Raw genomic sequence first — 13,907 nt, 5'->3', positions numbered from 1 at the left:
TAGCCACAAATATTAACATAATTGTAATGATAACCATATTTTTACTAGGCAATATCCCCTATTTTATCGAATTTATACGAAAAAGTGTATAAAAATATTGCAAATCGTCGTAATCACGTAAAAGACCTGTCTCTTGTAAATTATGATGAAGTTTTTTAGTCCTGCTAGCAATCAACTAAAAATATCCCTAAGATATAATATAGAGACGCGTTCTATGGAATAGATTCACTATTAAATGGAGAAAGTATATGAGCTCCCGTAGGGCATGTTTTTAAAAATACAGAGTAATGAAAAAGGAAAGAATCATACTAAAATTAGTGAAGGGAAATCCCCTTCACTCCATAAGATCTATAGATATGGATAGAATAAGCACGCAAACAAAAATGGAAACAATAAAAACAAAAACTGTCCATCTTGACTTCATTGAATGAAGTCAAGATGGACAGAATAGTATAAAGAACCAAGTCTTAGTCTTTACCCCTTCTCAAGAAAAGAGCAAAGGATTGATTCGAAAAACGGTCATGATAGATTGGCTTGAATGGAGCATGTTCTTTAAAATCTTTTATCGGAGTAATATCTTTAATCGATTTGATCCCTTCAAAACCAGTATATATATCCATTGCTCCCTCTTTAAAACCAACAATATATCCTTTATGATTATACACCAACCCCTCTTCATACCAACCAAGATGTTTCCCATTATAACCATAGATATCGAATCCATCATCCTCCGTGCTTAAATACGCAACAGCCGTGCCATTCCATAGAAAGATCGGAAGATCTTGATCATCTGTATCAATATATGCTACAGGTTCTCCTTCCGAATTATATAGCGTAATCTCTTCTGCTTGACTATTTATATGGAGCAATAAAAGCAAACACAAACTTCCAATAATACCAGTAATTTTTTTCATATATTCAATCGATGTTTTTGTTCATAATAATACAAATATGAACAAAAATTATGCCTATCTCCTTTTATTGAAACTTTTAAATAGTGAATTTGCCAATATTGGATCGCAAATAATGAACTAAATAATTAGTTGTAAATGATTAATGTTCCTCTATATAAATACAATCCAGAAATCCCCATCTGCAATCTCACGAAAGAGAAAAACAGCTCAAATGATTTATATCGCCCCCTCTTTTGCTATATTCTTTAGCATGCTGTTTTTAGGGTACAAGACGGATCAAACAATATATTAGGAGGACAAAGCAACTATTTTAGTCAAACAATATAGGAAAAGAGGTATATCTGTTACTCCTCTATGTGTTGCCCAAAAATCTTTTATTTTTTTTGCATTTAATGATTCCGCAGAAGCATTAGTACTTCTATTATAGATCATGCAATATCCCCCCCATGTTATCACGGTATTTGTAGTCGACAAACTTAGTTTCTTCAGTCGTAGAGAGAAGACACTACCTTGTATCATATCGCACAAACTAACGAAATAAAAAGAGTGTTCGTAATCTATTCTCATTTAACTGACAACAATACAAAATAACGATAAAGTACTACACTAAATACATGGTTCTGCCCCCCCCTAGACAAGGCAATGCCTTCTCTCTACGATGGATACAAAATGTTTGAGTTAAATAATTGGATGCAACAATTTTGATATGTTATAAGATATAGGGATGTCTCTTATGGGTGTAACACAAACAATTATAATAATTCATTTGCAACGTTTATGTGCGATTCTAGCATGTAAGTATAACCACAAGAAACACCACTATATATCATAAGTAAATTGTACAAGGTATATATTTAAAACACGATCGAAATACATTGAGTATATGCCTCAAGAGAAATAAAAAAGATCCTTTGAAAATATCAAAGGATCTCAATTGAAGGTTATTTTTGTTGGAAATAAAGATCCATAAAAGTGAAATAAAATCATACCACACCTGTGAACCTTTATTAAGATATTACAAAACTAATTAGAACCAATGCACTCTTTGTGCACAACAAATATTTTTTAACCTTAAATAGTAAAGAAAAAACGAACGAACATCGTTGTTTCGAAATTGCCTCAGAAACAAGCTGTTTCCATATCCATGCCTCAACAAAACGTAGAGACAACGAACACTTCTCTTTACATATCAATAGATAAGTGGTAATATTCATACGTTATATCAATAACTGTCACAAAATCACACTATAAGGTGAGCTATAATTTAGTATCCATCTCTCTTTTTACCCACTGTTCCATACCATCCCAAACAGTATATTAAAGGCTACTTTGTTCGAGTTTCAAACATACCTCCTTCATGGTTCAACCACCGAATCGATGGACAAACCATGGACAAACCATGGACAAACCATGGACAAACCATGGACAAAGTAGCCTTTAATCCCCTATCAATCCACTAAGAAAACCTGTTTGTATTGCTCATATGGGCAAAAAACATGAAAACCTGAGGTAGAAAAGTCTAACATTAAAGCACCATCTATTGTGTGTAATCTTTATCTCATCCTGCAGTACTCTCATCATGACTAAATTTTCAAGAAAACTCCTTCTGTTTATACCGTATAAACTCTCTATTTATTACCCTAAAGCCATATAACCATCCAGGTGGTCCTTTCTCAATATTCATTGTATCACGAATAAAGAAATAACACATAAGATATGGGTGATGAATAACGTCTAATTCAATAAGTTCCGACTCAAACACAAACACCTCAATTTGAGTAGGACATTTTGTATACATGTCTCCTGTATATTTTCGTATCAGTTTTTAGCTCGGAAAAAGTTGATGAAACAGCTTATCTCCTTCATGCTTTCATATACAGATTAACCCCATCATAATCATACCTAATCATCTTCGATTGCACTACCCTCTAAAAAGAATCCAAGTATCCCTTTTGAAAAGTATTCTTATCATTATTCTGCCTATATCAAACGAAACACCTATCAATTTTGTAATTTAGGCGTATTATTCGCAGTGTATAAGATATGATAACATTCATTCAAGAAGTTGTGAATACCTATCAATTTTGTAATTTAGGCGTATTATTCGCAGTTTCGTCGTCTATCTCTAAACCCTTCGGTTGGTTGTGAATACCTATCAATTTTGTAATTTAGGCGTATTATTCGCAGTGAATTTAATGCTAATTACATTCCGCTCGCAGTTGTGAATACCTATCAATTTTGTAATTTAGGCGTATTATTCGCAGTAGGTGTTTGTTTTAATCATGTGGCAAAACAGTTGTGAATACCTATCAATTTTGTAATTTAGGCGTATTATTCGCAGTATTAACCTTGACATTGAGAGATGGGAATACGTTGTGAATACCTATCAATTTTGTAATTTAGGCGTATTATTCGCAGTAATTCAGTTGAAAATTTAACTAAGGAGTATGTTGTGAATACCTATCAATTTTGTAATTTAGGCGTATTATTCGCAGTTCGTCTAACATATTGATTACTTCGGTTGTCGTTGTGAATACCTATCAATTTTGTAATTTAGGCGTATTATTCGCAGTTGAAAAGTATTTCTTGTTCGCTATCAACTAGTTGTGGATACCTATCAATTTTGTAATTTAGGCGTATTATTCGCAGTATGAATAATTTTAAAGACTTTGCAAGTCACGTTGTGAATACCTATCAATTTTGTAATTTAGGCGTATTATTCGCAGTCTTATCTTTTTGCCCTTGATTCAGTGCGTCGTTGTGAATACCTATCAATTTTGTAATTTAGGCGTATTATTCGCAGTAGAAAAGATTAGACAATAAAAAGGCTAACCGTTGTGAATACCTATCAATTTTGTAATTTAGGCGTATTATTCGCAGTGGTCATTATGTACCCTCAATACACCACCGTGTTGTGAATACCTATCAATTTTGTAATTTAGGCGTATTATTCGCAGTCGAAGCAAAGAACTATCAACATACGGTTTAGTTGTGAATACCTATCAATTTTGTAATTTAGGCGTATTATTCGCAGTTCACTCTATATTTCACCGACACGTGATAGAGTTGTGAATACCTATCAATTTTGTAATTTAGGCGTATTATTCGCAGTTTTAAGGGTCGATATAGATTTACATTCGAGGTTGTGAATACCTATCAATTTTGTAATTTAGGCGTATTATTCGCAGTAATTGTTTTATTCGTTCGGGATTAAGACTTGTTGTGAATACCTATCAATTTTGTAATTTAGGCGTATTATTCGCAGTTCCTGTGAATTTTGCTCTAGTGATCTGTGCGTTGTGAATACCTATCAATTTTGTAATTTAGGCGTATTATTCGCAGTATTTTTGTTAATTAACATATATGTCATTCTGTTGTGAATACCTATCAATTTTGTAATTTAGGCGTATTATTCGCAGTTGGTATTGTTTTAGTAAACCCAGATAAAACGTTGTGAATACCTATCAATTTTGTAATTTAGGCGTATTATTCGCAGTCTTTGCAGAACAGAATAACGCATACCTTCAGTTGTGAATACCTATCAATTTTGTAATTTAGGCGTATTATTCGCAGTCATTAGGATATAGAATTGAATTAATTGATAGTTGTGAATACCTATCAATTTTGTAATTTAGGCGTATTATTCGCAGTGCTGTAGTAGTTTTTTTGATTGATCTTGGTGTTGTGAATACCTATCAATTTTGTAATTTAGGCGTATTATTCGCAGTGTCCATTCTTGCAGGAATTGAAGACGGTGGGTTGTGAATACCTATCAATTTTGTAATTTAGGCGTATTATTCGCAGTTTATCTCAACCTCAACAATTATCTTGCTATGTTGTGAATACCTATCAATTTTGTAATTTAGGCGTATTATTCGCAGTGCTTGTTATTTTCGACCGCAATGCGATTGTGTTGTGAATACCTATCAATTTTGTAATTTAGGCGTATTATTCGCAGTGGAGCCAAAAATAATAGATGTTAAGATTGAGTTGTGAATACCTATCAATTTTGTAATTTAGGCGTATTATTCGCAGTTGTATACGGAGACATTGCCGCATTTAGCAAGTTGTGAATACCTATCAATTTTGTAATTTAGGCGTATTATTCGCAGTAACCAACTTTTTCCCAAAATCTACTATCTTGTTGTGAATACCTATCAATTTTGTAATTTAGGCGTATTATTCGCAGTAGCTATCACGAACACTGCGACAATCATATCGTTGTGAATACCTATCAATTTTGTAATTTAGGCGTATTATTCGCAGTACATCAAAGATTTTATCAAAAACTAAAAGGGTTGTGAATACCTATCAATTTTGTAATTTAGGCGTATTATTCGCAGTCGTAAACCCATTGTTCGATCTCAGGATTCCGTTGTGAATACCTATCAATTTTGTAATTTAGGCGTATTATTCGCAGTTCACCCCTGGAGATCATTTCATATGTGTATGTTGTGAATACCTATCAATTTTGTAATTTAGGCGTATTATTCGCAGTGGTTTTGGTTTTCAGCTGTTGAGCCTTTTTGTTGTGAATACCTATCAATTTTGTAATTTAGGCGTATTATTCGCAGTATATTTCACTATGCAAATCTTTCATTCCATGTTGTGAATACCTATCAATTTTGTAATTTAGGCGTATTATTCGCAGTATTTGATGCAAGCAAACTTAAGATGTTGTAGTTGTGAATACCTATCAATTTTGTAATTTAGGCGTATTATTCGCAGTGCTAATTTGGATTGCTTCTTTTGTAATAATGTTGTGAATACCTATCAATTTTGTAATTTAGGCGTATTATTCGCAGTGCGTTTTTTATCAAACCGTGATTAAAAAGTGTTGTGAATACCTATCAATTTTGTAATTTAGGCGTATTATTCGCAGTGGCTTGGATACTTTGGATATAAGACTACTTGTTGTGAATACCTATCAATTTTGTAATTTAGGCGTATTATTCGCAGTATGTCGTGCCATAAACATACACCTCTGTTTGTTGTGAATACCTATCAATTTTGTAATTTAGGCGTATTATTCGCAGTTATTATAAAATCTATCTCCTTTTCAGTGAAGTTGTGAATACCTATCAATTTTGTAATTTAGGCGTATTATTCGCAGTATTAGTAGTATTATTATAACCTAGCTGTTCGTTGTGAATACCTATCAATTTTGTAATTTAGGCGTATTATTCGCAGTATGTGTACTTTTACACATGTAATCAAAAACGTTGTGAATACCTATCAATTTTGTAATTTAGGCGTATTATTCGCAGTGAGGAGCGGATTTCTAAAAATAGAAAGGGTGTTGTGAATACCTATCAATTTTGTAATTTAGGCGTATTATTCGCAGTCTTCTGGAGTAGCGAAATACATAAACTTTAGTTGTGAATACCTATCAATTTTGTAATTTAGGCGTATTATTCGCAGTCTTAAAATGTTTTAACCCTACCCTCTCATGGTTGTGAATACCTATCAATTTTGTAATTTAGGCGTATTATTCGCAGTCTATTACACGCATGAGGTAATTCACTACTGGTTGTGAATACCTATCAATTTTGTAATTTAGGCGTATTATTCGCAGTTTACTCTATATCTCTATATCTCTATTGATCGTTGTGAATACCTATCAATTTTGTAATTTAGGCGTATTATTCGCAGTTGGGCTAAAGATTTCCCTTTAGTGGCTGACGTTGTGAATACCTATCAATTTTGTAATTTAGGCGTATTATTCGCAGTAAAGATGGAGTACTCGAATAATCTCACTAAGTTGTGAATACCTATCAATTTTGTAATTTAGGCGTATTATTCGCAGTAGTGTATTGGGCTGAAGGCTCTAGTATAGAGTTGTGAATACCTATCAATTTTGTAATTTAGGCGTATTATTCGCAGTGTGTTTTTGATCTATAGCTTCACATGCTAAGTTGTGAATACCTATCAATTTTGTAATTTAGGCGTATTATTCGCAGTAATCAAAGTGACTTAGTATAATGTCTGTTAGTTGTGAATACCTATCAATTTTGTAATTTAGGCGTATTATTCGCAGTCTTTTTGTGTGTTGCTATCAATCAATATTAGTTGTGAATACCTATCAATTTTGTAATTTAGGCGTATTATTCGCAGTCTCCTGTCAATGTGCTTGGATCGGTTGTTGAGTTGTGAATACCTATCAATTTTGTAATTTAGGCGTATTATTCGCAGTAAAGATCGTTTTGAGCTATCCAAAACAAATGTTGTGAATACCTATCAATTTTGTAATTTAGGCGTATTATTCGCAGTCACCGTTCAAGGCTTCAACACGTCCAAGCAGTTGTGAATACCTATCAATTTTGTAATTTAGGCGTATTATTCGCAGTAAACAAGCCATTGGTGTCTCCATCGTCTATGTTGTGAATACCTATCAATTTTGTAATTTAGGCGTATTATTCGCAGTTGCAGTAATAATAGCACCACGTCCAACACTGTTGTGAATACCTATCAATTTTGTAATTTAGGCGTATTATTCGCAGTTGCATCTAGATACACATTGTCATCTAGCCTCGTTGTGAATACCTATCAATTTTGTAATTTAGGCGTATTATTCGCAGTTGATTGACAACAACGCATCTGTTCATAAGAGTTGTGAATACCTATCAATTTTGTAATTTAGGCGTATTATTCGCAGTAGTAAGATGGTTAACATCATAGAGGTTTCAGTTGTGAATACCTATCAATTTTGTAATTTAGGCGTATTATTCGCAGTGAGACGAGAACGATGCAAGTGCATGGTATCGTTGTGAATACCTATCAATTTTGTAATTTAGGCGTATTATTCGCAGTACCGAACAATGGCAGATTGGATTTTCGACAGTTGTGAATACCTATCAATTTTGTAATTTAGGCGTATTATTCGCAGTATAAAGAGTGTAACTTTTTTATTATGAACATCTTACACCTAAAAATAGAATAAAAAAAGAGGGTTTTAGAAGTAGTGATACTTCGTACCCCCTTCTTTTTTCTATTCTAGAATAGTTGCAGTTGTTGTGGTCTCTCTATAGATTGATCCACTTTTCTTCCAATAAAAAGCTCCATTTTACCAAACTGGTGGTCTGTTACGGCCAAAATAGATATCTTTCCTTTCGAAGGAAGAACTTTTTTTATTCTTTGAATATGAAGATCTGCCATCTCTCTACAGGTGCAGAAACGAAAATAGACAGAAAATTGAAACATCACAAAACCATCTTTTAGTAGTGCTTTACGAAAGCGAGCTGCTTCTTTGCGTTCGGTTTTGGTATCGGTTGGGAGATCGAAAAAGACCATGATCCACATATTACGATAACGATTAAAGGGTGAGACATCATTTTTCATAGATTCGGAAGATTCAGTTTTCGTTGGGTTCCAGCAAAACAGTGTGCCAAAGAGACGGCACTTCTTTGCATGGCTATCTGGAAAACACTATGGCTTCCATCTATCTGAACCTCACTTCCCATTAGTTGCCAAATCTGCTGTTTCATCGAAAGTGTCACCTCCTCTATCTCAACCTCTCCATGTTCGAGTATCAAGTCGTAGCATAAACGATCCATATAGGGACGAAATGGTTCCATCAGATCGTCAGCAAGGGCATAGGCATTGTATTTGTTTTTATGAAAGAGACCATAACTGACGAGCAATCCAGCACTTACCACAGCCCTTGCTGCTGCAGCCCTAACCACCGCATATCCATAATTCAGTATGGGGTTGACCATGGCAAGGTCGCGATCACGAACAAATTTAGGGTAGAAATCGGCAAAGACCTCTCTCCAATAGAGTGCTGCTGCATGTCCTTCGACATTGGTTTTATCGCCACTCTGCACCGATTCGATCATCGCCAAAAGAGGTCGACCATCTCTCCCAACCTGTTCTAATACTGCTGCTTGATTTCGTATTTTCTGAACCACCAACTGTCTCCACAACTGCTTTCGTAGTGGCTCTTTGGCTTGAAGTTGCCAACGTTGTCTCTGTTGCATCTCGGAGTGTCCACGAAAGGGAAGCATCACACCAGAGGGCATGTGTTTGGCATCGCAACAGACCACCGTTATCTTGTGTTCCATACACGCTGAGAGCAGTGGATGGGTTAACTGTATCTGCCGATGTTCTAAAATGATGATCCCAATATCCTCTAAAGGGATTGTTTGGTTCGGACGATCCTCCTCGACAAAATGGATCGCAAGCTGGGATAGCTGAAGTCTTAGAGAGACAGCAGAGCTAAAAAATAGAGTGCGTTTTAACATACCTTGAATTTTAAATGATTCAACATATAGAAAGCTACTCCAACAAAAAGACCTCTCGTTTGGTGCAAGATAGTCCATGCTTACCTTGCTAAAAGCCCATACACCCTATCTCCCAAAGAGGAAGATAGGATATGAGCTTTCTATTTAGTATAACAGGGATTTTGTTAATATGTTCAAAGTAAATTGATGTGGATTGTTTCTCTAACGATACTCTCCCACTTGGACGATCTCTCCAAGGTGATTGATACGAACCTTTACCCAGTCCTCCAAGCCATTTAAAGATCTCTTTCGGATAAAACGCCATCCCAACATAGATTCTACTCTAGTAACATCAGTTGTTTCATAATGATGGGTCAATACATAATATTTACTAGAAATATTCTGCACCCTATAAAGATGTTTGGCAATGGTAGCCCTTTGATCTGGATCTAATGGATCTATCTCTCTTGGGTTAAAATCCTCCGAGGGAAGAAGGAACATCTCGTTCTGCTTCAGTGTAAACTGCAGCGTCCAGTCTGGGTGCTCGGGATGGTTGTCTCGAACAATAGGTACTCCTTCTAACACCCTTGCTACCGCTTCGTAAAATGAGACCACCTCTTCATGATATTTTCCATCAGCATCTCTGAAAATTGCAACATGGTGGTTGTTTCCAGTCTGCACATAATCATTTGGCACCAAATCATGGTATGAAGGGCTATCCTCTCTCCCTCTTGAGGCATTCACAGCATGAATAGGTGTAGCCTCTTTCACCGCTTCAATACGGACATCTGTGATCGCCTGTGTTTTGGTTTCATCTTGCCATATAGGATCATTGGTTATATTATCCAAGGCTTTCTTTGGATCTCCTCCACGCGCCGCAATATAGGTTTCGATAATACGACGAGTACCTTGGTCGACAATCTTCTCTAACTTCAAGTCTTTGTCTACCGATTTACGAACCGTAAAATAGGTCTCTTGGCTGCGTATTTTCACCTTTTCAGGAACCTCTACCCCTGTTTTGGAATCGATCAAAGGCTTTTTTGTCAAACTGTTACGTCCGGTGAATGCCTTTTTTGGATCGTCTCCATTGGCCTCTAAGCGAGCTAGAAGTAGAGAACGGTATAGCGGTTTGGTCACGGTTTCGATCACCTCTTTGGTCATCTTCGTTCCAATTTTCGCCTCCGAAACCACCCAACGTGTACGCTGTGCATAGACCGTCTCTTTATGAAGAGGCCCTCTAGGGGTAAGACACAACTGGCTAGCCTGTCCCTCTTTGGTTTTGTAACGATTTTGGTTTCTAGTAACCACTTTATTCTTCGCTTTGAAAGAGACCAAGATCTGCGAAAGGGATCTCTCTACTTCCTGACGGAAATAGGCAAAAGGAGCCTTAAATCGAGTACGAGTACGTCCTCTCTTATCCACATACTGTTCTTTCAGGTTACTATAAAGAGCAAACAGGTTTTTATCGGTGACTCTCTCTTCCTTACGACACTTATAAAGCGCATTGTAACGATTCAAACACTGAATATGGGCAGGGGTCGTAAAAGCAACGGTGATGGCATCCATCGCATGGTGACGGTGGTCGTTTCTTTTGGTCCACTCACGAATCACCTCCACCTCTCGTCGATTATCAATAGGTCCACGCTCTTCGACTTCTACAAGTCCTCTAGCGCGGTAGACAGGAAGATTTAACTCCTTCATCACCTCCATAATACCCCACTCTTCGCGTAGCTTACTCGTAATCGAACCAGAAGAGGTCTCTACCTTTCGGAACACCTTTTGCAGTCGGGCTGTCGCCTCACGAGAGATATATTGGGTATTTCGGAGATCTCTCTCTAAGAAGTTCTCAGGGATATCCTCTTGGTGCATCAAGAGCTTGTCACGTTTCGATTTGGATATCTTTGCATTGGCATATAGGAGTTCTACCCTATTTTGATAATCCACCACTGCTCCAGAAGCGGTACGTTCTAAGAAATCGAGTGGGGTATCTGCTCCTTTATCCTTATTGAAAGCACTAAAGGAGAGGGTTTTATTCGAGAAGCTATCGTCGTAATGACGGGCTTTGGGAAGAATATGTTCCACCTCTATCTCCTTAGAAAAGAGCTGTTCCTTGTCGATATAGGTGTTGGTGTAGATATCTTTAAAAGCTAGATCTTTCAACTCATGGTATAGTCGAAGTCGAACGATATCGTTTTTGGTGGGGTTGCTGATGTTATAAGACTCTTTCAACTCTAAAGCAAGCTTCTCATTCTCCCTCTTTCGTTGGTTGATAAAGGAGGTGTCACTGGCACGCTCTTTGGCTCCCTTCTTTAGTTCGCGAGCCAACTCTACTCGAACGATATCGGGTTTTCCATAGCGATCAATCACTCCATTCACCACATGCACCACCTGATTTAGGATCTTCTCCACCACAGGGTTTCGAAGTTCGTTCTTTGCTAGGATCTCCATCTTAGGCTCCAAGATACGTTGGTCTCTCTGTTCTCTTGTCATGGAGTTGGAGTGGTTGTAGCCCGCCTTCTCACAAGCATCCGAATAGCCAATCCCTTGTTGAAGAAAAGGAAGAATCTTACGAAGGGCTTTGGCACTCAGCGAACCGTAATCCAAAGGGAATTGAATATTCCCAAGCCATTGGGCGTAGACAATAGGAAAACCAAACTGAATATGTAGCGAACGTTTTACTGCCACATTCTGTTGCCCATAGCGAATACGATCTTCAGAGGACACCTTGACATCGTCTTGGGTGGCATAGAGAAGATGCCATAGCTGATAGGCAGGTTGTTTGTCAAAAAGATCTCCCTCTAAAGAGAGGTCAAGATGTAAGATCTTTGGATCGACGCCAATCTGTTTAAACACTTCGGTAAGCTCCTCTTGAATATCTCCCACCGAACGTCTCTCCCAGTCGTGCCCATACCCCTCCTCGACAGCAATACGTCGATAGATTTGGTAGAGCTTCAGGTTGGTTTTATTTCCCTCCATCTCCTGAAGTGGACTATCCCACTTTTTGGGCGTGTCTAGTCCCAAGAAGCTAGCCACCTCTGCGGGTTTCATGCTATTACCAATAGAGAGCTTCTGTTGTAATTTATTACGTTGTTCGAGAGCATAATCTTTGATAGAGACCTCCTGTTTGGTCTCTTTATGCACCAACTTATAGTTGTATACCGTCTGCCAATCTTTGGCAGTTTGAAATAGTGGAGACGATTTAGGGACCACTCTAGGGCCGACCTCCTTTTCGCACTGTTTTCCATCCTTCTCAAACTTTACGATACGCTTCTCAAAGGCACAACGAGAAATAAGCCCTTTCTGCGAACGCAAAGGACGTTGATAGAAGATCACAATGTCACGAAGTGCTTTTTGTCGTTCGAGGGTTAAGGCTTCTGGATAAAATTGTTTTTGAACGTCCCAAATGCGTTCAAACTCATCCATATAGTCTTGACGATAGAATACTTGATTCTTGATAGATTGAAAAGGATGTGCCTCTATTTGTCGCCATAGATACTGCCCCACCGTAATCTTCTCCATATAGAGCTGTTTGCTCCGGTCGCTAATATCCCCGAGATATCCACTAGACTTGGCAATCAATCCCATAATATCAGAAACCACAATCGCAATTTTCTCTAAAGAGAGCTTCTGCGTCAAGGCTTCGGAGCGATATTGGTATTTGGCAACCTTCTGTTCGTTTTTGTTTCCAGGAATCTTTATCCCTTCGAGACTCCAAGGCTCCTTGCAAATATCCCAAACTTGTTTGCTGCTCTTCGATTCCACCACTTGACTCCATAACGCCTTACTCAGCAAAGTATCGTGAAAGACCTTCTGTTTGTTCCATATCTGCTGGAGTTCATCTAGTAGATCGGAACGATAAAAAGTAGGCAAAGTCTTCTTTGGATCTTTTTGTAGTTTTTGATAACAGAAGACTCCTGGAGTGATTCCCTGTTCTTGAAGTTGAAGTACCAACTCTAAATTGTCTACCGCATCCCCTTCCTCCGACTGGATCATCTTGCGACTCGACTTATATCCTCTCTTTTTGTTCAAGGAGAATAGAACCACTGCCAGCTCCTCTAAAGAGATTTGAGAGGTGGCCGCTTTTGCTCTAATTTGCAATGTTCGATGGGTAGAGTCTTTCCCCTCTTCATAAAGAGGTGTTTCTGAAGAGATCCAGCCATATTCACAAAGATGTTTATGAAGTACTTCTCGTCGAAGTTTGGTGCGTTGTAGATTTCTTCTGGCCGATCGTTTAAGAGTGCGATCCGCGTTGGTAGTAATTGCTTTTCCCTTCTCAAAATTACCCTTCTCATCCACTGTAAGTGGAACCACTCTTACACCGCTCTGTATTATGGAGCACTTTTTGTCATGAGACTCCTCCACAAGAGCCCAACCAATTGAGGTGGTTCCTAAATCTAGTCCTAATATTTTAGCCATAGGATTGTATCTTTAAAATATATTCTCTTTTCTATGTGTCAAACCATAAAGAGATGTAAGGAGTATTTGGACCAATTAAAAGAGATGGTGTTGTTTCATATGCTAATTTAAAGCGATATACCTCTTCTTGGTTATCTCCTATACTAATTACTTTATGTTCGTTAATCAAAATACGAAAAATTGCTATTATTATAATTAAATCTATTACTATTTAGAAACCTTCTTTAAATAAAGAAGGAGAAGGAATATCCGAGAGAGCGAATAGGAAAATCGAGATAGATAAAACCGAAAAAAATTGGGGGATCTAAAGGCTCGAGTACCTTATAATGAATAAAAGACTAAGAAACTATAGATAAAA

5 protein-coding genes and 1 CRISPR repeat array are annotated in these 13,907 nt (G+C 37.2%); all 5 genes read right to left on the bottom strand.

From position 1 onward, the window contains the following. Positions 1–467: 467 nt before the first annotated feature. The gene (locus tag K4L44_07250) at positions 468–914 is read right to left on the bottom strand and encodes a hypothetical protein (GenBank protein QZE15620.1); all 447 of its coding nucleotides are present in this window, start codon (positions 912–914) and stop codon (positions 468–470) included. A 1,591-nt stretch (positions 915–2,505) separates the two neighbouring features. Continuing rightward, positions 2,506–2,712: a hypothetical protein gene (locus K4L44_07245; GenBank protein QZE15619.1), complete on the bottom strand. Its 207-nt coding sequence runs from the start codon at positions 2,710–2,712 to the stop codon at positions 2,506–2,508. Positions 2,713–2,910: 198 nt separating this feature from the next. After that, positions 2,911–7,801: direct repeats of the CRISPR family, unit length 38 nt; unit sequence ACCTATCAATTTTGTAATTTAGGCGTATTATTCGCAGT. A 106-nt stretch (positions 7,802–7,907) separates the two neighbouring features. Next, the gene (cas2, locus tag K4L44_07240) at positions 7,908–8,213 is read right to left on the bottom strand and encodes a CRISPR-associated endonuclease Cas2 (protein QZE15969.1); all 306 of its coding nucleotides are present in this window, start codon (positions 8,211–8,213) and stop codon (positions 7,908–7,910) included. 35 nt (positions 8,214–8,248) lie between these two features. Then, entirely contained in the window at positions 8,249–9,154 is a 906-nt protein-coding gene (gene cas1 / locus K4L44_07235) for a type II CRISPR-associated endonuclease Cas1 (protein QZE15618.1), read from the bottom strand. Between the two features lie 201 nt (positions 9,155–9,355). Further along, positions 9,356–13,549, bottom strand: coding sequence for a type II CRISPR RNA-guided endonuclease Cas9 (gene cas9, locus K4L44_07230; GenBank protein ID QZE15617.1), 4,194 nt, complete (start codon positions 13,547–13,549; stop codon positions 9,356–9,358). Between the last annotated feature and the right edge of the window lie 358 nt (positions 13,550–13,907).

This window comes from Prolixibacteraceae bacterium, assembly GCA_019720755.1.
GTDB lineage: Bacteria > Bacteroidota > Bacteroidia > Bacteroidales > Prolixibacteraceae > Halosquirtibacter > Halosquirtibacter laminarini.
The sequence above is the reverse complement of the archived record's forward strand: the minus strand, read 5'-3'. Positions and strand labels throughout refer to the sequence as shown.